Source organism: Pseudochrobactrum algeriensis (assembly GCF_018436245.1).
Lineage (GTDB): Bacteria > Pseudomonadota > Alphaproteobacteria > Rhizobiales > Rhizobiaceae > Pseudochrobactrum > Pseudochrobactrum saccharolyticum.
In genome coordinates, this window is record NZ_CP075361.1 from 573,930 (window position 1) to 599,017 (window position 25,088).

Below are 25,088 nucleotides of genomic sequence, written 5' to 3' on the forward strand. Positions count from 1 at the left end.
ATTGCGGATCTGATTTTTTTATAAATCATAGATTTAATCCATTTGTTGAAATGGATTTGTCTGTGATTTCGTATGATGGCGTGGAAATCTTGTGATTGTTTACAATATTTGCAAGGCAAATTCCGATGAATATTACGAAAATTTCGACTGGTTTTTCAGATAATTTTCTTGATAGTTTTCTTTTCAAAGAACATCTCCATCTCTATGTCACCTGTTTTTAGGTGAAACATTGAATTGGAGTGATGTTTAGAATCTGACTGTTACGGCAACATTACCTCTTTAAAACCAGCTCTTGAACTTGAAACAAGCGGTTGTGATCGACAGAAATATGGGGGGTGAGGTTTCCCATTCCTGTACCCGCTATATCAAGCGGAGCTCTCGCAATTTAAGCAGGGGGTATCTGACTATTAGAAGTGAAATACCATTCCTAATATCCGGCTGTTTATTCGGGAAGCATAAATGTTAAGCTTGTGCGGTATCCTCATGAAAGTTTCTTGTCTGCAGCAATTTCAAATCACTGGATTAAAGTGGCATAAACGAGATAGCGAAACGGGCCTTGTGTAACCGCATCAAAGGGATAGCAGGTTGCAAGAACCAGCTGAGAACCCGCTGCGTGAATATCGATCTGCGCCTCATCCCAACGCGCAACACTCATTTGCGTGGCACGATAGGTATAAGTTTTACCGTCAGTGCGGGTAATGCGAATAAGATCGCCTTTCTTAATATCTTTGAGAAAAGCAAAATGCGTGTCGCGATGTGCTGCATAAACTGCCGTTCCTGTCTCACCGGCTTTGGGTGTGTTCTGGAGATGGCCGGGCCCAAAAGCCAGAGCTTGTCCGCTTGCACCATTGAGAGCGATTGCTGATGCAGCCAGACGTGGCGCTTCGATACGCGCTACCGGCCATGTATCCGCCCATGCCCATGGTTTAACCTTTTCACCTGTTGCAATGCTCTGGGTGAAGGCACGCTCAAGCAGGAATTGAGCTGCATAGGCTTTTGCATGGATCCACAGTCCCTGACTGAGAAGTAGAAGACCACAGGCCATCACCGCAATTGACAGCAAGATGAGAGGGGAGCGCACCAAACTGCGCTCCTTTGCCTTTGTATCTTCTGCAACAAGAATACCCATCATGCATTCTCCTTGCGACGTGCCAACCAGAAGATGAGAAACCCGATAAACATAATGCCTAATCCCTGAAGCATATTCAGCATTGCCGGAGTTGCGGTTTGCGGCAGTGACATGGTGGGTGCGGGAATATTCGGTGCGGCAGCACGGTTCTTGCCTCGAGCAAATATCTGCTCTTTGCTTGCATCGGCATGATCAAGCACGCTGCGGTCTGCACGAATACCGAACAGTGTCTCAAAGTCCCAACCGGCAGGAAGCTGCAAAGGAATGTCGGCGCGGGTGAGTGGGGTATTTGCTGGGCGGCTCGGTGTCTGATCGACGGCAACAAGACTTGTGAGACGTGTTACCAGATGATGTTCCAATGCGAGGCTGAGGATACGAGTATCAGCTGCCAGCTCAGTGATCTTGCCGAGCTTCATGTCCACTTCAGCATCGTCGATCTTGCGACGCGCCCAGATCTTGGAAATACCTTCCGCCGGACTGGCTGCATCAAGCGGCAGGGTCACTGTCCATGGACGGGTTCCGACTGTGCCTTCAACCGTCATTGTGCCGCTGACTTGTTTGGTACGTGCAGCGAGCACCAATGGTTCCCCCTGATAAAGATCAGGAAGCAGACCCGGCGTCAGGCTGATGCCCTCCTGTGAGAAACTGGTTTTTACATTGGTGACAACCGGACTTTCGAGTTTATCGAACAGTTCACGCATGCGCTGGTCGACTTCTTCCACCGAGCCGATATGTGTGAAGGTGCCACGGCCAAGTTCAGATGCCTTGTTCATCAGATAGGTGTTGGGCGCCGAGCCGATGCCAACCATGAAGAGACGGGAGCGGTCGCGGCGGGATGCGATGACATCAAGCATTTGTCGTTCATTGCTGATCTCGCCGTCGGTCAGAAACACGATCTGGCGCAAGCCATCCTTTTGGTGGCTGTCATCAAGTGCTGCGTGCAAAGCAGGCAGCATTTCTGTGCCGCCTACCGCTTCAAGCGCAGAGACATAGTCGCGTGCATTGGTAATATTGAGTGCTGTGGCAGGGACAGAGTCATCAAAAAACTTGGTCAGCGTGTCATCAAAACGAATGACGTTGAAACGGTCGGTTGGTTTTAATCGGGAGAGGGCATAATCGAGACTGGTTTTGGCTTGCTTGATCGAAGTGCCACCCATCGAACCGGAATTGTCGATAACAAAGATGATTTCCCGTGTTTCATTCACAGGGCTTTTGATGCGCGGCGGGGTTATGTAGGCCAGCAGATAATTGTCATTGCCAACATGTTCACGAAACAGGCCGACGGTGGGCATTTCGGATTCAGCAGCCTGCCATTCGAGAACGAAATCACGCTCAGCCGTGGCCTTGCCATCCAGAGTAATTGTTGAGGCCAGTTCGCCCTGCTGGTTGATTTTGACAGGGTGATACAGGCTCTTAATATTGGCGGTGGGGAAACCGGCTTTGAGATTGATAGTAATTGTCACCGGATTAATGCGGTCTTCATCTGGCATAATCAGGGGTGTTTCAATGGCTCTGTTGTCTGAACCATGCGTTGGTTTTATTTTCTGCTGCCCCCAGCCGCTCTGAATGTCAGCGGTTTCAACAATCGGCTCGCTGTTTTCAGGATTATAGCGCGGTGCAACAACAAGCGGCACACGCATAGAAAAGCGATTATCGCTCAGGCGAACGGCCTGCTGATATTCGATCTGAATGACAAGTTTTTCATTCGGACCAAGATTAGCAACCGCATTGGTGAAGATGTTGGGGCGCTGTTGCTCGATGAGAGCAGCCTTCTTACCTTCGCTTTTCGCCTTCTCATAGATTTCGCGCGCGGCCTGTTTTTCCTTGATGTCGGCAACAATAACCCTGTCGCCGACAATCATCTTCAGGGAGTAGACTGCACTGTCTTCAGGCAGTGGGAATACGTATAGGCCTTCAACCCAGCTATTGGTCGGATTTTCAAAAACCTGACTGAGACGGGCGCGGGCGGTGGGGCCACTGACATCAATGTTGAAATCACTGGCAAGCCGTGGTGCTTCGATATATTGGCCGGCTTCACCGCTCTGAAGCAGAAGGCTGCCGCTTTGCACCGCATTCGGCGTTACATAGGCTGGCTGTTCAGCACGGGCGGAAGCCACGTTGAGAAGCGAAAGAACAACGGCCAGAACTGGCAGTAACAGCATATTCACAAACCAGATGAATTTGCAGAACTGAGACAGGCTGATTGCCCTTGTATTGTTGTGGGACTGTCTGATGGCAGGCGACATTATAAGCTCCTGTATCTGTCGGATAACTGGAGACAATTTGCGCTGGAGTGCTGTTTCCTCGCCAGCGTAAGCTTTGCCAAGTTTTGTCCGTACTTTGCCGCAAGCCACCTTGCAGGCTCCGCCTATGTGTGGAATTGTGAAGGAAAGTACGGATTCAGGAAGTTCTCATGTCTCAGCACGATGCGGTTTTGTCCGATCAATTGAATCTCCGCGTCGCTGAACGTGTACGTGAGGAGATCGCGCGCCGCAGGATTTCCCGCCAGCATCTGGCGGATGAGGCACGTATCAGTCTCTCGACACTTGAAAAAGCACTCTCAGGGCATCGGCCTTTCACGCTTGCGACGATTATCCGGCTTGAGCAGGCGATGGGATTTGAACTGCGCGATCATGCGGAAACAGAAAAGCCAAAGCCAGCCGCGATCAACGGACATGCGGCGGAAGAACTTGGTGCCTATTCACGCGCTGCCGTTTCGTGGTTAGAGGGGACATTCCTCACGCTTCGTCCTTCTTTTGGTAATAGCAGTGATATTTTTGCTTATTGCACAGACATCGTCTGGGATGCCGGAAACACACATTTGAAATTTGAAGAACGTGAGCGCACCGACGCGTCATTTTCGCAGCAGGGTTGTGTCTCCGTTCCGCATCTCTCAGGCCATGTCTATCTTGTGACCAATACGTCCGGACAATACCGCATGGCGGTACTTTCGCGCCCGAGTATCGCGGGTGAAATGTATGGTATTCTCACGACATTGCGTGCAGGGCAGGGCGCACAACTGACGCCGGTATCCGTGCCTTTAGCACTCATCCCGATAAGGGTTTTTGAAGCGCCGGTTTTTGGACGGATAACAACCGCAGATCAGGTCTATGATCAATATGCACGGTTTCTTAACAAGACCATCGGCGATGGCTATGCAAGTTTTGTGATGCCGTCATAATCGGGGCTAAGGATAATCTATCCATCTCATTCTGTACGACCAAATCAATCGCAGCTGAAATCGGTATTACAGCAAGACAGCCTGAGTAATTACATCGGGTGGATAGCGGCTGCGGCGGATCATAAGGCATTGCCAATCTGGTGCTGCTTATGTGCGGGCTGTCTGCTTTTCTCCTGACGTCGTTTTAGCTTGCAATGGTTCAGTCCTGAATGGTCTTCGCTCGCGCAGGCGTGCCTACACTTTGAGACTTGGAGATATAAAAATATCTTTATATGCGCTTGACACTTCGTTGTGATTGCAGCTAGGTAGAGATGCCTAGGTTCTCCGGTCGTTGTCTGCAGCGTGCCGGAGCTAAGAGGGAAGCCGGTGCTCCGTATTATGCGGAAAAGCCGGCGCTGCCCCCGCAACTGTAAGCGGCGAGCTGACGTCCAGCATGTCACTGGGATTTAACCCGGGAAGACGGACGGAAGCGATGACCCGTGAGCCAGGAGACCTGCCTTGGCGAAAGAACGTCCACGGGCGGGGTGTCCCAGTGTGCCGTAGCGGAGGCCGCATCGCGGCCTGTACTGCTATGTGCCCGCAGACCCATGCCCCCCAACTCAATTGGGGCAGAATATGTCGCAGAACTTCAATTTCGCTATCAAGAGCGTTCCGTTTAACGAGGATTATCTTCCCTCGGAGAATACGCGCATCACCACCAATTTTGCCAATCTGGCCAGAGGCGATCGTCGCCGTGAGAATCTCTGCAACACCTTGCGGATGATCGACAACCGGTTCAATGCCTTGGCGCATTGGGATAACCCCCAAGGTGATCGCTATTCGGTCGAGCTGGACATTATTTCCGTCACGTTGGGGATTGCCGGCGATGAATTCCCGCTGATTGAAATCCTCAAGACAACCATTGTCGACCAGAAAACCAATGAGCGCATCGACGGTATCGTCGGAAACAACTTCTCGTCCTATGTGCGTGATTACGACTTCAGTATTGTTCTTCCCGAGCACAATCAGAACCAGCCCATATTCAGCATTCCGGCCAATTTCGGCGATCTGCATGGAAAGCTTTTCAAATCTTTCCTACGCTCAGAGACATATGCATCTCACTTCGGCAAAGCGCCCGTCATCTGCATCAGTGCTTCGACCAGCAAGACCTATCATCGCACTGACAATCATCATCCCATAATGGGCACCGAATACCGGCAGAATGAATCCTCGTCGACAGATCAGTATTTCGCAAAAATGGGGATGCAGGTTCGCTATTTCATGCCGGCAGGCAGCGTTGCGCCTTTGGCTTTCTATTTTATCGGCGACCTGCTTGGCGATTATTCCAATCTCGAGCTGATCAGCACCATCAGTACGATGGAGACGTTTCAGAGGATTTATCGGCCTGAAATCTATAATGCCAACGCTGCTGCAGGCGCGGTTTACCGGCCGAATTTGAAGCACGGGGATTATTCGCTGACACGCATTGTCTATGATCGTGAAGAGCGCAGCCGGTTGGCCGTGGAGCAAGGCAAATTCACCGAGGAAAATTTCATCAAGCCATACCGGACCGTTCTCGACCAATGGTCCGCTTACGACGTCGCCTGACTGAAACGAAACAGAGGTCACCTATCTTGAAAACACTTCTTCCTACATCGACCGCAGGCAGCCTGCCTAAACCCTCCTGGCTCGCGCAGCCTGAAAAACTCTGGTCACCCTGGAAACTGCAGGACGAGGAATTACTGGAAGGCAAGCGGGACGCCTTGCGGCTGTCACTGGCCGACCAGCAACATGCAGGTATTGATATCGTCAGCGATGGCGAACAGACACGTCAGCATTTCGTGACGACTTTCATCGAACATCTCGACGGCGTGGATTTCGAGAAGCGCGAGACCGTGCGAATCCGCAACCGCTACGATGCGAGCGTACCGACTGTTGTCGGGGCTGTGTCACGCCAGAAGCCGGTTTTCGTCGAGGATGCCAGATTTTTGCGTCAGCATACCACGCAGCCGATCAAATGGGCCCTCCCAGGTCCCATGACCATGATCGATACTCTCTATGATGCCCATTACAAGAGCCGCGAAAAGCTGGCTTGGGAATTCGCCAAAATCCTTAATGAGGAAGCCAGAGAGCTGGAGGCTGCTGGTGTCGACATCATTCAGTTCGACGAGCCTGCCTTTAACGTCTTCTTTGATGAGGTGAATGACTGGGGCGTCGCCACGCTGGAGCGCGCAATCGAAGGCCTCAAATGTGAGACTGCCGTGCATATTTGCTACGGCTACGGCATTAAAGCCAATACGGATTGGAAGAGTACGCTTGGTTCAGAGTGGCGGCAATACGAGGAATCATTCCCCAAGCTGCAGCAATCCAGCATCGGCATGATCTCGCTGGAATGTAAGAACTCCCATGTCCCGATGGATCTGATCGAGCTTATCCGCGGCAAGAAGGTAATGGTCGGTGCCATCGACGTGGCATCCAATACTATTGAGACGCCTGAGGAAGTTGCTCAAACGCTTCGAAAAGCGCTTCAATTTGTTGATGCTGACAAGCTTTATCCGTGCACCAATTGCGGCATGGCTCCACTCTCCCGGCCTATCGCTATGGGCAAGCTTCAAGCCTTGAGCGCGGGCGCAGAAATCGTCCGCAGAGAACTCACTGCCTAGAGCATAATTCCTTAAACTTGGATCAGTTTAAGGTAAAATTATGCTCTCATTTTAAAGTGTTAGGGCGAGTTTTGTGTGCCAAGTCTGGCACACGGCGCTCTCGTGCTGCAAGCAATGTCACGCGTTCAATAACAAATACGCGGTTTCACGAAATCTGCACTCCGGAGTTGGCCGTTAGAGCATTTCACAGTCAAGTTGGATCAACTTGACTTCTTGATTATGTCAAGTTGGATCAACTTGACGCCCGTGATAATGCGACCAAACAAAGAATCTAGAGCGAGCGCTATGATCCAATCCGGACGTAAACCGCTCTAGCGGCCATCTCCCACACTTCAACCCGATACGGGGACCGAATGGATATATTTGATCAACCTCTGGAAATCGTGGACAGGGCGGCATTCCGCAATGGTATGTCGCGGCTCGGCTCAGCCGTAAGCGTCGTCACCACTGTTTTTGGTGGCAAGCGCTACGGTTTTACCGCCTCGGCAGTCTGCAGCGTCAGCGACACTCCGGCAACGCTTCTCGTCTGTATCAATCGGACAAGCTCGTGTTTTCCTGCTTTTGACAACGCGCGCCATTTCTGCGTGAACACGTTGACGCCGGGTCAGGAGGAGATCTCGGATGTCTTTGGCGGCAAGACGCCAGTTGCTGATCGGTTTGTGTTTGGCGAATGGGAAAAAGGTCTCACGGGTGTTCCGGTACTGGCCGACGCATCGGTAAGTTTCGAGTGCGAGCTCACCAATGCCATTGAGCAGGCGACGCACCGCGTCTTCTTCGGGCGGGTCATCAATATTCGTGAGAACGATGAAAAGGCAACTTTATTCTACTGCAGACGACGCTATTTCGGGGGCTAAAGAACCGTCTCGGCACTGTATCTGTCATTTGGCGCCCGCTGCGTTGACGATTTATCAATGTCGGGTATCCCTAAGGCAGCGGTTAAGCCGAAATATCCGTGCTTTATAACTCCTGCTCGTTATTAAACTTTTCGAATAGCAGAAAACGGCTTCAATTTCCGAAAAAAACATGATTATATAACTCAACAATTAATTGAAACCGATCTGCCTCAGAGAGTCTCGCTTGCAAACCGTCGATCATAATAAGAAGGATGGGTCGTATTTCGTTGAGGTATTTTTCTCCGTACGAACAAGGCTGACAAAGGTCATTGACGGCTGCCTTAAAGACCGTGTGGAAACACAGGACCTTGTGCAGGACACTTTCGTCAGATTGTGGGAGCGAAAAGGCATTCTTGGCGATGTCAAAGATCTCAAAGGTTACTTTATACGCACCGGCCGGAATATTGCATTTGATTATCGCAGGCGACTTCAACTTGCTCCCGTCATTGTCGATGTGCAAGAGCTTGAGTGGGTTCAGGATAATGCGCCATCTGCCGAGCAGCATCTGATTTCTCGTGAAGAGCTCCTGCGGCTACAGAAGATTATCGCGGATATGCCGCCACGTGCACAGCAAGTCTTTATTTTGTATCGTATCGAAGGCATGACATATGCTCAGATCGGTGCACAGCTTGGTATCTCACCTAAAACAGCATTCAATCACATGGTGACAGCGCTTAAAAATTTGCAGGCTGAAAAATCATCTTTTGATCGTTTCTGACCGGCGTTTTTTGCTCCGTGTCTCTTGCCGGAAAACCGCTTCATATTTTCAGGATGCGTCCACGTTAAGCGGCCTCTGTTCAACGCTCTGATATCTTATCTGCCGGAAGTGAATTGTGTCTAAGTCAGAAGAAGAGAATATTTCCAATCAAGCGGCACATTGGTTTGCATTGCTTCTGGAAGAACATATTGAAGAAGCTGAACTGGCAGGTTTCAGAGTCTGGCTGGAGGCTGATAGCCGTCATGCACAAGCATACTCCCGACTTGAACATTTGTGGAGCAGTGCAGGCATGGTGCCGGATCTATCCCAAACACAGCTTTCTCGGCGAAAACTGTTGAAGGGTGGCGCTACAAGCCTCGCATTGCTTTTAGCAGGCGGTGGGTACTATCAATTCAGTGTAAACCGGCCAGATTATTATAGTGCAACCGGTAAGGTAGAAGCCGCGGTTTTGCCTGACGGATCGAAGCTGCGATTGTCGTCAGCGAGTTCGGTTACAGTTCATTTCACAGAGCAGAAGCGTCTGGTGAAACTTATCGCCGGCGAGGCGTTTTTCGACGTTACTCCGGATAGTGCACGTCCCTTTACGGTCAGCGCGATGCATGTGAACACCACAGCGCTTGGCACTGCTTTTTCCGTTCGTCACGAAGATGACGGCGTAAGTGTCGTCGTCTCTGAGCACTCGGTCAGAGTGGAGACCCCATCGCAGTCCGTAGAGGTCGAAGAGCGTTATGCGGTGCGAAGTCGCGGGAATAATCTCAGCATTCCGGAACCAGCCGAGCTTGATACGAGGCTGTCGTGGCTTGATGGTCGTCTTGTTTTTATTTCCCGTCCGCTTGGCGAGGTTGTCAAAGAACTGGAACAATGGCAACGCGGAAAAATCATCATCACCGATGCTGCATTGGCACAAAGACCGGTAACCCTGATCATCAATATTGAAAGAACGGATCAACTCACGCAAAAACTCGCCGAGGCACTGCCGGTCCGCGTCGAAAACTGGACGCCATTACTCACCCTTATTCGTCCGCCTTAAATTATTTTTTCCATTTTTTGACCGGGATTTTTCGACCAGCTCTTCGTCCTTATAGATAGAGGCGCCTTTTAATATGGCCGAAATCTTTTGAAGGAGACGTTTATGCTGGCAGTAATAACACGAACCGGATCCGGTTCGAAAATCCAGCAGGTCTTCAAAACCACACTGCTTGCATCGGCCTTATATCTTGCATTGGTGCCATATGGGGCGACAGATGCTTTTGCTCAGGCGACAACACCTTACAGTTTCTCCATTCCGCCACAGCCATTGGCACAGGCGTTAGTCCGTTTTTCTGCAGTCACCGGCGTAGATATTGCCTTTGACGGAGCGTTACCATCAAACATCCGCTCAAACACCTTGCAGGGCACATATTCAGCGGCCAGCGGGCTGGGGCAACTTCTTGAAGGAACAAATCTGACCTATCGGTTCAGCGGCGCTTCAACCGCACTGATAATCAATCCGGCTCAAACGTCTGGCAATCGTCTCGGCGCTGTCGATGAGGGTACTGTTCTTCTTGATACAATTACAATTTCGGGTGGAACCGGTATAAGCGCTGCGGACGCACCATATCAAACGCCAGGATCAAGCGCTTATATATCCGCTGATGAGATTGAAGCACGGCGCGGCACATCACCGGGGGATGTTTTTTCGGGTATACCGGGCGTTCTGAACGGAGAATCGCGCAACTCCGGCGGTGTTGATGTCAATATTCGCGGTATGCAGGGGCAAGGCCGCGTACCGGTCATCGTGGATGGCGCTTCGCAGGAAGTGTCTGTGTATCGCGGTTATAACGGGGCGCAATCACGTTCTTATATTGATCCTGATTTCATCGGTGGCATGGCTATTGAAAAAGGGCCAAGCAATGGTGCAGATGCTACCGGCGCAACGGGTGGTGTGGTGCGCATCAGCACAATCAAAGCGGAGGATATTCTGCTGCCCGGTGAGACTTTTGGTGCACGCCTCAAAGGAGGTTTTGTTTCCAATAGTTCGGGAGTTCCCGCTCTCGGTACGCCTGTGGGACAAGGCAGCAATAATGACACTGGTTTGGATCGTCCTGGCGCATTTGTCCCGACATCAGGCAATGGCAGTGTTGCCATTGCAAAAACATCCGAGAATTTCGATATAGTCGCAGCCTACGCCCGACGTAAAACCGGAAATTACCACGCCGGCACACATGGATATGATGCCGACCTCAGCAAATTCCGCCCTGGCGAAGAAGTGCTGAATACATCGACAGACAATACATCCTGGATGTTAAAAGGGAATTTTCGCTGGGATGGCGGACATTCGCTGGAGCTTGGCTATACCAAATATCTCAGCGAATACGGCGAGATCATGCCAACCCAATTATCTCTGTTTGGCGGTGTGCCATATCAGGGCTTTCTTAATAAAATTGATCTGGACACTTATACAGGCCGCTATGGCTGGAAGCCTGATGATAATGATCTCTTTGATGTGCGGCTTGATACATTTCTCACAAAAATGGATTTGCGTATCAATTCATCTTTGTATTCTTCAGGTTACCCGATCGGGCTCGTTGATTATTATACAGGCCAGACACGCTGGGGTGCGACGCTTTCCAATACGTCTTTGTTCGCAACAAGCCTTGGTGATTTTTCATTGAACTATGGCACATCTTTCACCAGAGAGAATGTAGGCCTGCCGAGCGGCTACGAATTTGCATCAGCCGGTACAGCTGGTACTACGCCCGCACCACGAATGGGCAACCGCGAGGAATGGAGCGGTTTTGCCACAATGGACTGGCAACCTCTTGATTGGCTGACACTCTCGCCAAGTCTGCGTTACTCCCGTTTTCATTCCTTTGATCGCGCGCCAAAGCTCTCTAATACCGGCGATCTGATATTCGGCTCACCCTTGGAGAGTGAAGCATCAGGTTGGTCACCACTTGGCACGATCAAAATTGAGCCGGTCGATAATCTGCAACTCTATGCCAAGGCTGGCAGCGTTCTGCGATCGCCGAGTATTTTTGAATCCCTCACCAGCCTGTCCTTTACAGTGCAACCGGATGAAAATCCTATCCGTCCGGAGCGCAATCGCACTGTGGAACTGGGTGTTAATTACATGGCGGATGATGCTTTCCTCGCTGGCGATAAGCTCAGGCTGCATGCCGCTTATTTCGACAACCACGTCAAGGATTACATCACCCGTGCAGAAGGCACCGGTGGTCTGAGACGCATCAATCTCGACTACGCTGATATGCGCGGTTTCGAAGTGTCCGGAGAATATGACACCGGCCAGTATTTCGGAGGGCTTGCCTGGAACCATTATACCCATGTCATGTTCTGTGCACCAGAAGGGGTAATGTCTGCACGCCATTCAACCTGTGCGCCGGGAGGAATCTATAATAGTTTTGCTGTTCAGCAAGTTCCGCCAAAGGATACTGTAGCCATTCATTTAGGGGGGCGTTTTCTGGACGACAAACTGACCCTTGGCGGACGTATGACCTATGTCGGAAAGCGTATGGTGAAAGGTCTTGGTGATGGTACAGTTGAAACCGGTTTAACGAATATCCGCCCCGGCAGCTGGAATCCCTATGTGCTGCTTGATCTCTATGCAACCTATGAGCCGAACGAAAACGTACAGATGCGTTTCTCGGTCGATAATGTTACAGACCGCTACTATATGGATGCGCTGAGTGCCTCGCTGATGCCCGCACCCGGACGCACTTTCCGATTTGATCTCACGATCAAGCCATCCCTTGAGGGCGCATATAGTGGCGACGGATCGCTGTTCTCAGGCCTGACCTCAACAAGCGAAACAGAAACTGTGGCCACGGACTGGACAGGCTTCTTTGTCGGGGCAAATATTGGCATGGACTGGTCGAAACTCAGCGGCACAACAACAGCCCTGAATGGTACATCCAACGCCTATGCCGCCAATGAATCGGCTGCACTCGATCTCTCCGGTGCTTCCTTTGGCTTGCAGGCAGGTTATAATCACCAGTTTTCAAATGGTTTTGTTGCAGGCTTTGAAGCAGATATTTCAAAGCCGACATTTTCAGGCAATCAAACAACCTATTCAACTGAATCCGCAGATTATAAGGACGGCACCATCCAGTCAGTGCAGGATTATCAGTATGATGTCGCGGCTTCCGCCAAGGCGAAATTTGGCTACGCCTTCAACAGGATGTTTGTTTACGGTACGGGCGGAATAGCACTGATGAATGAAGTGCAGACGCGGGATCAATATATTTCAACCGGTGCAACATCTTCTATGTTGGGTGGAACAGGAACGAAATTCAATTATTCTGAACAGGAAGAGGTAACCCGTCTCGGGTTCACACTCGGCGCTGGTATGGAATATGCTTTGAGTGATAAATGGTCGATAAAGGCTGATTATAACTACACAAGATTTAGTTCCAAAACATTCAATTTCGACGGTGCAGCTTCAGGTGTCGTTGCCCCTTATGATGAACGTATTCGATGCGGTCGGGTTAACAGGCCTGCAGCATGCCCGCCAGGTTTCAACGGATTTCATAATGTCAGTTCAAGTGGTACGGGCGCAAAAATCGACGGTCGTAAAGCCGAAAATAAATTGCAAAACCACAGCATCAAAGTGGGCTTGAACTATCGTTTCTGAGTGCACTTTTTCAGAGATGTTGATGTATTAGAGCATTTCACCGTCAAGTTGAACCACTTGACGGTGAAGTGCTTTACGTTTGAGGATGCAACGCTCCTGTAACCTGCATCTGAACATAATTCGGGTTTTTGTGGCTATAAGAGCTGGTTTGGTTTGCCTGAATAGTTTCGGGCGTTTCTGTAAGGCAGTTTATTAGTGCCCCTAACAATCACGGATAATCCCTGATTACTGGGCTAGTTTTAGAATATTGAAATATAAGGCAAGCTATTAATTTTATGGTGCCGTTTACGCGCCTGATCGAAGTTGCAATTATGTCCAGTTCTGGTCATCGGCAAATAAGTTGCGAACTACTAAAATTGAGGCGAAATGGTCATGGTGATGGGCTGCGCTCTAAGGTAGCTATACGGCTTACCTGAGTTTATAAACTGTGCCTAAAAAGGCACAGATGCAGTGAAATGTGCGCCCGCAAATATGTCACTTGTGATGGTGTGTTCTGGTGCTGAGGAGCGGGCTGAATTTGCAAAGGCTCAATAAAATCAATATATAACATGATAAATTTCCTCATATTTTATATGGGTAGTATAATAAGGCGTCGTTTAGGCTTAGAATAGGTCTAAACTTATGTTCTTGCTGGTAAAATTTCCTTTCTCTATAGCGATCTATCATCGGGCTGAATAAGTGCTCGATTGAAAGTTTCACCATTATTCAGGACATTTTATCTTTCCATATGACGTATAGTTGGGAAAATATCGCAAGCCTGTATGCTGACGAGCGGGGGCGTTTAAAGCGTCTCCTTATTCAGCGAGGTTTGTCCGCCCATTATGCAGCAGATGCTGTGCAGGAGGCATTTCTGCGGCTGCTGCGTACGCCGCGTGAAGACGTGCGGGACTTGCGCAGCTATTTACGTCGCACCGCTGTAACAGTGGCAATCGACCATCAAAGACGAGAGAAACGAAGGGCTGTATTTATAGATCCCTGTCTGGCTCTTCATGATAATATGCAGGATACCGCACCTCTCGCAGATGCCCTGATGATTTCACATGAAGAACTTGAATTGCTGGATGCTGCATTACTCGATTTGCCGCCTCGTTGTCGGGAGGTACTCATACTCCATAAATTCGAAGGGCTGAGATATAGTGAAATATCCGAGCGCCTTGGGATTGCCAAGAATACGGTCATGGTTCACATGGTGAAAGCGCTTGGTATATTGAGGCATCGTATGAACGAGATTAATTCTGTTGGTGAATAGTTTTGAGTTCTCAATATGCGCAGAGCTGCGTGCCGAATAGCAATGCAATTCATATTCAACTCTCAGGCAGGTTTTTTAATTTGCATCCCTGTGACCCTATAAAGCAATTACCTGAACAAGCTTGCTGATGAAAAAAACTGATCCCGATAGCATCAATGATGAAGCTGTTCAGTGGTTTGTGCTGTTGCAGGATGATGATGTTTCACAGGCACAGCTTGATAGTTTTAAAACATGGCTTGAAGCTGCTCCGGATCATCAAATGGCCTGGAATGAAGTTGCACGTCTATGGAGTGGGCTGGATCAGCTTGGTGAAAAATACACACCCGTTCATGGGGATGCCGGTTACCAGAAAACGGAGTTGCCGCACCGCACCTGCTTATCACCATGGAAGGCGGTTGTGCTTGCTGCCTGCTTTGCATTGATAGCCGTTACAGGTTGGCAGCTCACACCGTCCGGTTTGATGGCCGATTATAATTCAGGTGTTGGAAAAAGGCAGATCGTAAAGCTGGAAGATGGCTCAGAAGTGGAGCTTGGCACTGCAAGTGCGATTGATGTCAATTTCAGTAAAGATCAGCGCATAGTGAGATTGATTGCGGGTGAAGCCTTCTTTTCAGTCACGAAAGACCAGCAGCGTCCCTTTATAGTCAAAGCGGAAGAGGGGCAGATACGTGTGCTTGGCACCGCTTTTAACGTCAAGATTGAAAATGGCGTAACGGTTGCTGTTACAGAAAATACGGTTGAAGTCAGTACGCCGTCCAATCAGGCTTCAAAGGTGACGAAAGGTGAAATGGTTCATTATGACAAGCACAGTTTATCACCCGTCCAGCCTGTTGATCTGGAGACTGTGCAGGCTTGGCGGCAAGATCAGCTCATCTTCAAAGATACCCCGCTGGACGAGGTGCTGACTGAAATTCAGCGTTACCGGAATGGCCGCATCCAGCTCTTCAGTGCGTCAGCAGGTAAACAACGCGTCACGGCAGTCTTTGATGCCAGACGGACTGACGAAGCACTGGATATTATAGCAGCCAGTCTCGGGCTGCAGATCTATAGAGCCACAGATCTGTTCGTGGGCATTACGTCAAAATAATTATCCTAAAAACATTCCGAACGACTAATTACTTTTGCCACTTCGCACGTCTTATTTATAGGAGGCGTGATCCATGTCCGCTTCTGTGTAAGATGAAACGGAATTGTGGGAATGAAGAAAACAAAAAGCGCAACAATGAGCTGCCTGAATCCGGTGCTGTCAGTTTTGCTCGCAAGCACAGCCTTCTTTAGTGTCACTGCTACAGGCTCTGTTCATGCTCAAATACAGGCACCAATTAATGCCAGTATCAATATTCCCGCACAGCCTTTGTCTGCTGCATTAATCGCATTTTCACGCCAGACACAGATTGAAATTTTTGCCCCGACCTCATTGTCTGCAAACAAACAATCGTCTCCTGTAAAAGGCAATATTGCACCTGAAGATGCATTGAAGGGGCTGCTTGTCGGTACAGGACTTCAATATAGGTTTTCCGGTAGCCGGTCCGTTGTTATCGAGGGCGCATCTGCACAGGATACAAATGCACCGGCTGAGGGGGCAGTGTTACTGGATACAATTACGGTCAGCGGCGGTTATCAGGAGGCGCGTGGTGCATTCGATGGCTACCTGGCAGGCTTAACAGCAACTGCAACCAAATCCGGCACGTCTTTGCTGGAAATCCCGCAATCAGTCAATGTGATTGGACGGGAAGAGATTGAAAGCCATACCGCGTCTCGCCTTTCTGAAACTTTGCGCTATACACCGGGTGTGACAGTTGAAGCTGATGGCGTGGATTCACGTTTCGACTCTATTTCAATTCGCGGCTTTAACACTGAGAATGCAACCTGGCTCGACGGAATGGCCTATCAGGCCGGAGCCAGCCTTGGCAGCGGTAATAACTGGACAATTCCGCAGATCGACCCGTTCACACTGGAAAGGGTTGAAATTCTTAAAGGGCCGTCCTCTTCGCTTTACGGCCAGCTTCCTCCCGGCGGTATGATTAACCAGCTTTCCAAACGGCCAAGCTCTGAGCAGTCTTCAACTGCTCAGGCCGGTGTGGATGGCTTTGGTAAGGGTAGTATAGGCTATGACTGGACCGGCCCGCTGACTGAGGGCATTGATTTCCGTATCATTGCCAAGCTTGGAGAGACCGGTGCACGTATTTCTGAAGGTGATCGTAAACGCACATTGATTGCACCTTCCATCGCTTTTGACGTCGGTGAAGGTAAGCTGACATTACACGCCCAATGGCAGCGCGATCGCGGTGGTATTGAATATACATGGCTGCCAGCATACGGAACATTATGGAGCAATCCTAATGGCGATATTTCGCGTAAGCTTTTTACCGGTGACCCTGATTTTAATAGCTATGACCGGGATCAGACTATTGTCGGTTATGAATATGAAACACCGCTAGGTAATGACCTGACTCTGCGTCATGCTCTTCGTTGGTCGCAAGTCAAAACAGATCTGGAAATGATACAAACCGACTTATGGTTTGATAATCCGGCTGACTGGGACTGGCGTACGATGGAGCGCTATGCCGTCAAAGCAACCGGTACTGCTAATAATCTGGTGAGCGATACATCCTTCAATTGGGATACTGATATCGGAGATACGCGACACCGGTTTATCGCGGGCGTCGACTATGCTTCCAGTAAGTTTAATGCCACGCGGCTATCAGGTGATGCACCATCTTTAGATTTATTCAATCCTGTCTATGGGCAGGGCGGGATCGGTAATTTTGAATTATTAAGTCACACGGATTCCAAATTGGATCAGCTTGGTCTTTATGTTCAGGATCAGGCTGAATTTGGTAACTGGCGGTTCCTCGCTGGCTTGCGCCACGACTGGACAAAAGCCCATGCAGATAATGAAAAGCGACGCGGAAGTGAAATCATTGACCAGAAAAACAGTGCCCTCAGCGGAAGGCTGGGCTTGCTTTATCTGTTTGATAACGGCGTTGCACCTTATCTGAATTACGGAACATCGTTTCAGCCGGTCGTTGGTGCCGACTTTGAAGGTGATGTCTTTAAACCAATGCGGGGCAAGCAATTTGAGGTTGGTGTCCGTTATGCACCATCCGATGATCTGCTTTGGAGTGCTGCACTTTTTGATACGCGCCAGACCAATCGTTTGACTGATGATACAATTAATGGCTGGCCATATCAGGTTCAGACGGGTGAAGTTCGTTCGCGTGGTTTTGAAACGGAGTTGAAAGCTGATCTGTCCAATGGATGGGGCGTGACAGCGGGCTATTCTTATGTGGATACTAAGATCACAAGCAGTGAAATCCTTGAGGAGTTGAATCAGCAGCTCATCTATTCCCCGCGCCATCAAGCCAGCTTGTGGGTGGATTATACTGTCCAGAACAGCATTCTAGAAGGATGGAAGATTGGTTCAGGCGTGCGCTATACCGGTTCAAGCCGTGGCGGTGACGTTGAAACACCATCGGGTTATGCCGGCATCAAAATACCAGGTTACACATTGGTGGACTTCCGTTTGTCTGCCCCGTTAAGCAAGTTGCATGATGGTGCAAAGCTGAATTTCTCGGTGAGCAACCTGTTTGATAAAAAATATGTCAGCGGTTGTGGTAGCAACTGGACATGTGGTTATGGCTATGGCCGCACAATGCAGTTAACCGTTTCATCAACTTTCTAGAGCAATCCGCAGTCAAGTTGAATCAATTTGACTGCGGTGATAATGCGACAATCAAAAGATATTAGAGCGAGCGCAGTGGATACAATTAAACGCGGCACGCTCTAAAACAACAACGGCCATCATTGCAGCTTGACTGGCGGGGGCAAGTCAAGCTGCCTTTTTTAAGGTATATTCTATAGTGCCACGGCCATTGGTGTGCCGGATACGGGGTCAGACGCAACCATAACTTTAAGGCCGAAAACCTCTTCCACAAGGGCAGGGGAAAGTATCTCGCCGGGCGCGCCCGCCGCTATTACCCTGCCATCAGCAAGCGCAATCAAATTATCAGCATAACGGCACGCTTGATTAATATCATGCAAAACAGCCACAATGGTTTTGCCCTGTTTTCGCAATCTGACAAGTAATTGCATCAACTCAACCTGATGCGACAAATCCAGAAAGCTGGTTGGCTCATCCAACAGTATGATCTGCGTATCCTGAGCCAAAACCATTGCAATCCATGCTCTTTGCCGCTGCCCGCCGGAGAGTTCGGATAGTAGCTTGTCGGCAAGGCCTTCCAGACGTGTCGCTGACAGAGCAGTGGCAACGGCCTCATGATCTTTCGGGCTATAGCGGGGGAAGAATGACTGCCAGGCAAAGCGCCCGCGAGCTACCAGTTCCGCAACAGTAATACCTTCCGGTGCGATGGGAGCTTGCGGTAACATGGCTACGTTTCGAGCCAGTTCTGACGGACGCATATTTGTAATACTGCACCCGTCTAATGTAACGCTGCCCGCTGCGGGGCGTATGAGATTAATAATACTCTTTAAGAGTGAGGACTTGCCGCAACCATTTGCCCCTATGATCGCGGTAAAGTGCCCGTCCGGTATGGCAGCATCAATCCCCTTGAGCACAGTATGGTCATTATATGAAACCCATAATTTATCCGTGCGTAAGCGTGCTTTCATTACCATTGTGTGGTTTTCCTTGCCAATAACCAGACAAACCAAATGCCGCCAAAGCAAAGTGTGACAACACCGACTGGTACCTGTGTCTGTCCCAAGCCATGTTGAGCAATCATGTCCGAAGCAGATAATAAAGCTGCACCGGTTAACGCTGCCAGCAAAGGCGCTGTGCCGGCGCTGGAAGCCAGTTTACTCGCCAGTTGTGGCGCAACCAGTGCGATAAAGGCGATTGGCCCGACAATCGCCGTTGCCATAGCCGATAATGAAACACCGGCAAAGATCAGCAGACGCCGTGTTCGTTCAACCGATAGTCCGCTTGCTTGTGCCAGTTCATCACCGAGTTCCAGCTGTCTGAGCGCGCGGGTGAGTAATAGTGATGCCGGAATTAACATAGAAAAAATAAGCGTCGCAGCAATCAATTGCCGCATTTCTACACCGCTGAACGAGCCTGTGCCCCAAACAGAAACCGCCACGGCTGTTTCAGGTTCTGTTTGTAACAATAGCCATTGACTGAAAGCAAAAAGCAACTGGCCGATGCCAATGCCGATCAATATCAGGCGAAAGCCCTGCACACCGTTTTTCCATGCAAGACTATAGACAAGGATTGCAGCAATCATGCCGCCCGCAAGAGCACCTGTAGCGGTCGCAATAAAACTGCCGCCGGTCAGGAGAAGCAACATCGCCCCGGCATAGGCACCGGCATCAAAGCCGATAATATCAGGGCTGCCTAACGGATTGCGTAATAAGGATTGGAAAATGGCACCTGACAGTCCCAGTGCAGCCCCGATCAGTACAGCGAGACCCGCGCGGGGCAACCGCCATTCCCGAACAACCATTGCTATGGTTTCATCACCTTTGCCCAATAAGGCCGACAGCACTTCACGGGGTGTTACCGGAAAATCACCAAGGCATAAGACGCTGATAAAAATGACAAGAGTCGCGGCGAATAATAAGATGCCGGTCAGATAGGCACGGTATATTTGTTTAACGGGCTGAAAACTATTTCTCATGAGTTCAGCCTGCCGCCGCGCCGCGCCAGAATAATCAGGATCGGGGCACCCATCGCCGAGGTGACAAGGCCAACCGGCAACTCGCCTTCAAGTAATACTACTCTTGCAATAATATCGGCGGCAATGAGGAGGACTGGGCCTGAAAGAGCGCTGCCTAAGAGCAATAAACGTATATTGGGGCCGGTTAAATAGCGTACAGCATGGGGCACCATCAGCCCGATGAATGCAATGGGACCGGCAGCCGCCGTTGCCGCGCCTGAAAGAGCGGTTAACGCGATTAATGTCAGCAGCCGTGTCCGGCCAAGATTGACCCCCATTGCTTTCGCCATATCATCACCCAGCACGACACTGTCGAGCGATCTTGCGACGATGATTGCTATGAACGCACCAAGCAGAAGAACAGGGGTTACGGTATAGAGAATTGTCGTGTCTGTAATGACAAGAGAACCGGCACCCCAACCTAATGTCCGGCGAAATAATTCGGGATCCCGAAATAAAACAGCCGAAGTAATGCCGCCTAATACAGAGCTGAGCGCAATGCCCGCCAAAGTCAGCCGCAATGGCGTAGCACCTGACCGGCTACCGAGAAATTGTACGCCTAGTGCTGCGGCCATTGCGCCTGCAAATGCCATTACAACTGTTGCGTAAGGAGAGTGCAACCCGCCGACGGCAATGCCAAGAACAATGGCAAGCGCTGCACCTGCATTAACGCCAAGCAAGCCTGGGTCGGCTATAGGGTTGCGTGTCAGCGCTTGCATAAGCGCTCCGGCAAGACCAAGACCAAGCCCAATGAGGATTGCCATTATGGTGCGCGGCAGACGTAAGGATAAGATCATTGTGGCTTCTGGGTTCGCTCTGCCGAGGAACGCATCCCAAAGCTCATTCGGAGGGATTGATTTAGCACCGATCAAAAGGCTTGCAATGCTGAAAATGAGCAAAGCGGCGATAGGATAAATCAGCACTGCTGAATTTACCTTTTTCATTCCTCGGATATTTGACCGCGTGTCCAGTAATTGCTGATATCACACCGCTCTGATGGCAGATTCAGCGATTTGACTGCACTGCGCAATGCGTCTGCGGAGCTTCGTTCGCACGCACCCCAGAGGAAGTCATCTGCCGATAGTGCAAGCGGTTTTATAAGATCGATAAAAGCTTCTGCGGTGTCAGGAGCCTGCTCAAGCCAATTTAATTCAACATTTTCAGCTTGACGCAAAAGCTGTTGCATATCTGGATCATCGCTGAAAATGAAAGCCTTAATATGCATGGATGCCGGACGCATGGCCAGCCAATTGGCAATTGCCGGAATAGCTGTTTCGTCACCAAAAAGGATAGCGCGAGCTGCAGCAGGCATCAGCATTGAAGCTTTAGGGCCGGCAATATGAATTTGGTCACCCACCTTGGTTTCAGCTGCCCATTGTCCTGCAATGCCGTGATCGTGCAAAACAAATTCGAGATCGAGTTTGCCGCTTTCAGGATCATAAAGGCGTGGCGTATATTCTCTGGAAATAGCAGAAGGATCCCGCGGCCATCGCAAACGACCTGTTTCTTGTGTTGGTAAGGTTAGAATATTGGAAACTGCATCGGGGAAGAAAATCTTCACATGATCATCAGGGCCCAGACTGATAAATTCACCTTGTGTGCCTGCCTCATTTGTAAATGCTGACAATTCAGGGCCACCCAGAGAAATTTTACGCAAACGCGGCGCGATATCTTCTACCGCCAATACTGTCAGTTTACGCAGCGTAATAGGAAAACGACGGATCTCTGTCATGTCAGGATTGATCTTCCATATGTTGTAACAGCCCTTCCATTGCATCCAAAAAAACAAGGGCGTCTGGATAAGTTTCAGGCCATAGATTTCTCAGGCCAAGCATGTTTTCAGCTTTCACTGCCGGCAGGTCTCGAAAACCGGTGAAATTCCAGAAATCTGCAATTTCCGGTGCGGGTTCATCGTCCAGTGCCGGATAAAGAATGCCGCCAACATCAGCTAAGGCTCCTATTTCCTCATAGGAAAGTGTTACGCCATTGCGCTCGGCATTATGGGTAAAAGCAGGAAGGCGGGCTCCGATATCGCTTAAAACTCGGCCGGACCATGAATTGGGTGCATAGACTACAATCTGGCGGTCCCTGCCGGAGACAACAGCAAAAATTTTACGATTTAAAATAGGGCTCCAGCGATCGCGCATCGCACGGCAACGCTTTTCGTAACCGTTTTTCGCTTCAGTAATTTGCGGTTCAAGACCCATTGCGACAGCTAGCTGAAAGCTGACATCAAGAAGTTTGCCCGCACCTTCCGCTCGCAGCAAAATCGTAGGCGCTATTGTACTCAACTTGCTATACATGGCGGAATAGTCAGAACCGCTTCTTATCATCCCCACTATGAGATCAGGACGCAGAGCAAGAATTTTCTCATAACGGATTTGTCCGTCATAAGTTGTCTGCCCGACAAGAGGGATGTTTTTCGCGAGCTCTCTGGCCGCTGGGCTCATGGATATATCGCTAAGTGCGGTGGTTCCAACCGGAACAAGACCGTGATTGAGCGCAATAGCACCTGCGCTATCCAGCGTCACGATACGGGTTGGACTTGCAGGCAGGGCAACAGAACCAAATGGCGTGTCTATAGTCGTAGCATGAGCTGTGCCCGAGCTTGCCAGTACAGACGCAGCGGTAGCAAGCATAAAATATCGTCGCGTCAGCATCCGCTGCGCACTCAATCCACCAACCTGATTTTGTCCTGTCAATTTCATAAGTTGTCATTATAACACGCTTTTAAAATGTCCAGCTAAAAGTGTATTAAAAAGGTCAAGTATTATGAATAATGGCTTTCCGGTAGATTTCTTCGCTGACTTGGTTGCTGATATAGACGAAAATGGTCCGGGTTTTGCTGCCGGATTCTGGTCTGATCAACAGGCTCCCCAATATTTTACACACGGACTCGCCCGCATAGGCGGAGCGATGATCGATGCGCATACCAATTTTGACATAGCCTCAGTATCGAAGATGTTTACCGCATTGTGTGTAGGAATTCTCGCGCGGGAGCATAAAATTTCTTATGAGGATTTATTAGGTGATCTAATTCCTGAAATGCGCAATGCCGCACCTCATGTTCGTTTGCGGCATCTCATGCATCACACATCAGCTTTACCAGACTATATGGAGCTGTTTGCAAAAAAGGGACTGCACTCTACTGATCGTCTCGGAATGCAACAAACTCTTGAAATTTTGAGTGAGCAACCTCCTGCACCCATGCCGGGTCAGGAATTTAGCTATTCGAACTCCGGGTATGTTCTTTTGTCGGCAGTTATTGAGCGTATTACCGGCCTTACTACAGCGCAATTCATGCATGAGAATATTTTTGCACCGTTAGGGATGAAGACAACTCGTCTTGTAGACCGGATGCCCCCTGATTTTTCTGATGTGGCTCAGTCATATGACGGCATCGATAACGGACTAACAATGAACACTGAGGTCAATCCACTCTGGGATATGACCGGTGATGGACAGATTTACTCTAACCTTAACGATCTCGGGCTCTGGGTTAAGGAGCTGATGTCACCTATTGTTTTTGCGGATATTTTGCCGGATCTCATGAAATGCGGCACCTTTGATGATGGTAGTGCTCTTAATTATGGTGCTGGTTTTATTCATGAATATGAAAGCGGACAGCATATAATTGGCCATGACGGGGGCTGGGCAGGGTTTCGGTCGTCTTTATTGATTTTGCCGGACACAAGACAAGCTGTCATCATTTTGAGTAACCGGGCTGATTTTGAAACCGGAGAATTAGTCAAGAAGGTTGCTAAAGCATGTCTCGGATAAGAGACGCCGGTTTTCCGACAACAACATGCATAAAAACAAAGAGATAGAGCAGGTGCGGTGGATATGATTAAATGCGACACGCTCTAGCTGGACTTGTCACAGATTGCTTCCGCCATCTTGAGTAGATTAATTGTGGATTAGTGAGGGGGGGATGGGGCCATAGATACTAACGATTTTAGACGTGAAGCCGTTCGTATTGCACTTACAAGCGGGTTAACTCATCGCTAGGTAGTATCTGATGTAGATGTTGGTTTTCTACGCTAACCAGAGCACTTTTCAAATACATCAATGGGTTTTACAACATCCAAAGAAGATATTCTTTGAACAAAATAACGCCTGAGCGAGATAGTGAGGCGGAAATAAAACGGGGTAAGTCCAGGGGCTCTAAAGTGCCTGCACACGCCTTGGCCACGTTCTTAAATAGAAACCGGAGAAAAGGATCTCATATGAAGCAGGCAATCATACGCTTGAACCCGCCTGAATTACCGGATACCAGCGCAATTGGATACTCCCAGATCTCTGTGGTCGAACCGGGACGCATGGCCTACATATCTGGTCAGGTGGCGTGGAGAGCCAGCGGTGAACCTGTCCCGGCGAATCTGGGTGAACAGATGGCAATTGTTAGTGCGAACGCTCGAACCGCTCTGAAGTCCATCGGCGCTACTCCGGAGAACATTGTGGTCGCCCGCGTTTACGTGGTTGATCTGACGCCAGAACGCCTTGAAGCGCTGATGCCACCATTGCTTCATACGTTTGATGGAGCGCAGCCTTGTATAACTGGGGTCGGAGTTTCCGCGCTCGCCGCCCCGGAGCTTCAGGTGGAGCTGGAGCTCGTCGTCAGGTTGCCGGACTGATTGCGGTTGCATCCCGTTCTTAGCGCTTAAGCGCTATTCCGGCAGATCGTTTAGAGTTAGTGGGAAAGGTGGGGGATGGCGAACAGCAAGTGTCGCCCTCCTAAATGACGACGCGTCACGATTGGATTCTTCGTGTGCTGCAGCGGCATCGTCATATGTGGCCATTAATAGCACTCGCCATATTGGCTTGGACGTTTGGCAAGTGGAAGTCGTGTTCGTCAATGCCTGCGATACCGGGAGAGGCGGGGCGGAATGCTGATAAGACTGTGTTGTTGTTGCTGCGCGCGAAGGCTATGTTCGGGAGTTGAAATGTAATTGTAACAAGCTCTGCGGA

The 25,088-nt window shown here is 49.8% G+C and carries 19 protein-coding genes and 1 riboswitch; of the genes, 12 read left to right on the forward strand and 7 right to left on the reverse strand.

What is annotated here, in order from left to right; translation table 11 throughout:
• Positions 1-514: 514 nt before the first annotated feature.
• Positions 515-1,129, reverse strand: a complete 615-nt coding sequence (locus KHQ09_RS04680; RefSeq protein ID WP_213599807.1) for a class GN sortase — start codon at positions 1,127-1,129, stop codon at positions 515-517.
• A complete protein-coding gene (locus KHQ09_RS04685; protein ID WP_213596666.1) occupies positions 1,129-3,375 on the reverse strand; it encodes a marine proteobacterial sortase target protein in 2,247 nt (748 codons plus the stop codon). Before KHQ09_RS04685 ends, KHQ09_RS04680 begins: the two co-directional genes overlap by 1 nt.
• A 167-nt stretch (positions 3,376-3,542) precedes the next feature.
• Between KHQ09_RS04685 and KHQ09_RS04690 the strand changes: the two genes are divergently transcribed.
• From KHQ09_RS04690 to KHQ09_RS04735, 10 genes are all read left to right on the forward strand, one after another.
• Positions 3,543-4,310, forward strand: a complete 768-nt coding sequence (locus KHQ09_RS04690) for a helix-turn-helix domain-containing protein (RefSeq protein ID WP_213596669.1) — start codon at positions 3,543-3,545, stop codon at positions 4,308-4,310.
• Between the two features lie 300 nt (positions 4,311-4,610).
• Positions 4,611-4,825: riboswitch (cobalamin riboswitch) on the forward strand.
• 100 nt (positions 4,826-4,925) lie between these two features.
• Complete coding sequence (locus KHQ09_RS04695; protein ID WP_213596670.1) at positions 4,926-5,897, forward strand: DUF1852 domain-containing protein; 972 nt, start codon at positions 4,926-4,928, stop codon at positions 5,895-5,897.
• 26 nt (positions 5,898-5,923) lie between these two features.
• The gene (locus tag KHQ09_RS04700) at positions 5,924-6,952 is read left to right on the forward strand and encodes a methionine synthase (protein ID WP_116087227.1); all 1,029 of its coding nucleotides are present in this window, start codon (positions 5,924-5,926) and stop codon (positions 6,950-6,952) included.
• A 353-nt stretch (positions 6,953-7,305) separates the two neighbouring features.
• Positions 7,306-7,806, forward strand: a complete 501-nt coding sequence (locus tag KHQ09_RS04705) for a flavin reductase (RefSeq protein WP_022711055.1) — start codon at positions 7,306-7,308, stop codon at positions 7,804-7,806.
• Positions 7,807-8,029: 223 nt separating this feature from the next.
• On the forward strand, positions 8,030-8,563 hold the full coding sequence (locus KHQ09_RS04710; protein ID WP_213596672.1) for an RNA polymerase sigma factor: 534 nt from the start codon (positions 8,030-8,032) through the stop codon (positions 8,561-8,563).
• A 115-nt stretch (positions 8,564-8,678) separates the two neighbouring features.
• Positions 8,679-9,593: a FecR family protein gene (locus tag KHQ09_RS04715; RefSeq protein WP_213596674.1), complete on the forward strand. Its 915-nt coding sequence runs from the start codon at positions 8,679-8,681 to the stop codon at positions 9,591-9,593.
• A 102-nt stretch (positions 9,594-9,695) separates the two neighbouring features.
• Positions 9,696-13,193 carry a TonB-dependent receptor domain-containing protein gene (locus tag KHQ09_RS04720; protein WP_213596676.1) on the forward strand — a complete coding sequence of 1,166 codons (3,498 nt, stop codon included), beginning with the start codon at positions 9,696-9,698 and terminating at the stop codon, positions 13,191-13,193.
• Between the two features lie 727 nt (positions 13,194-13,920).
• Positions 13,921-14,442, forward strand: a complete 522-nt coding sequence (locus tag KHQ09_RS04725) for an RNA polymerase sigma factor (RefSeq protein WP_213596678.1) — start codon at positions 13,921-13,923, stop codon at positions 14,440-14,442.
• Positions 14,443-14,569: 127 nt separating this feature from the next.
• Positions 14,570-15,529, forward strand: a complete 960-nt coding sequence (locus tag KHQ09_RS04730; protein WP_213596680.1) for a FecR family protein — start codon at positions 14,570-14,572, stop codon at positions 15,527-15,529.
• A gap of 111 nt (positions 15,530-15,640) precedes the next feature.
• Positions 15,641-18,127 carry a TonB-dependent siderophore receptor gene (locus KHQ09_RS04735; RefSeq protein ID WP_213596682.1) on the forward strand — a complete coding sequence of 829 codons (2,487 nt, stop codon included), beginning with the start codon at positions 15,641-15,643 and terminating at the stop codon, positions 18,125-18,127.
• Between the two features lie 173 nt (positions 18,128-18,300).
• Here the strand turns inward: KHQ09_RS04735 and KHQ09_RS04740 are convergent, their stop codons facing one another.
• From KHQ09_RS04740 to KHQ09_RS04760, 5 genes are read right to left on the reverse strand one after another with little or no spacing between them, the layout of a single operon-like run.
• Positions 18,301-19,080 (reverse strand): ABC transporter ATP-binding protein, encoded by a 780-nt coding sequence (locus KHQ09_RS04740; protein WP_338019228.1) that lies wholly within the window; start codon positions 19,078-19,080, stop codon positions 18,301-18,303.
• Positions 19,074-20,081, reverse strand: coding sequence for a FecCD family ABC transporter permease (locus KHQ09_RS04745; RefSeq protein ID WP_213596684.1), 1,008 nt, complete (start codon positions 20,079-20,081; stop codon positions 19,074-19,076). The genes KHQ09_RS04740 and KHQ09_RS04745 overlap by 7 nt, the downstream gene beginning before the upstream one ends.
• Positions 20,078-21,043 (reverse strand): iron chelate uptake ABC transporter family permease subunit, encoded by a 966-nt coding sequence (locus KHQ09_RS04750; protein WP_213596686.1) that lies wholly within the window; start codon positions 21,041-21,043, stop codon positions 20,078-20,080. Before KHQ09_RS04750 ends, KHQ09_RS04745 begins: the two co-directional genes overlap by 4 nt.
• A gap of 17 nt (positions 21,044-21,060) precedes the next feature.
• Complete coding sequence (locus tag KHQ09_RS04755; RefSeq protein WP_213596689.1) at positions 21,061-21,909, reverse strand: siderophore-interacting protein; 849 nt, start codon at positions 21,907-21,909, stop codon at positions 21,061-21,063.
• Entirely contained in the window at positions 21,854-22,828 is a 975-nt protein-coding gene (locus tag KHQ09_RS04760; protein WP_213596691.1) for an ABC transporter substrate-binding protein, read from the reverse strand. Before KHQ09_RS04760 ends, KHQ09_RS04755 begins: the two co-directional genes overlap by 56 nt.
• Positions 22,829-22,892: 64 nt before the next feature.
• Between KHQ09_RS04760 and KHQ09_RS04765 the strand changes: the two genes are divergently transcribed.
• On the forward strand, positions 22,893-23,900 hold the full coding sequence (locus KHQ09_RS04765) for a serine hydrolase domain-containing protein (RefSeq protein WP_213596693.1): 1,008 nt from the start codon (positions 22,893-22,895) through the stop codon (positions 23,898-23,900).
• Between the two features lie 446 nt (positions 23,901-24,346).
• Positions 24,347-24,754 carry a RidA family protein gene (locus tag KHQ09_RS04770; RefSeq protein WP_213596695.1) on the forward strand — a complete coding sequence of 136 codons (408 nt, stop codon included), beginning with the start codon at positions 24,347-24,349 and terminating at the stop codon, positions 24,752-24,754.
• Positions 24,755-25,088: the final 334 nt, after the last annotated feature.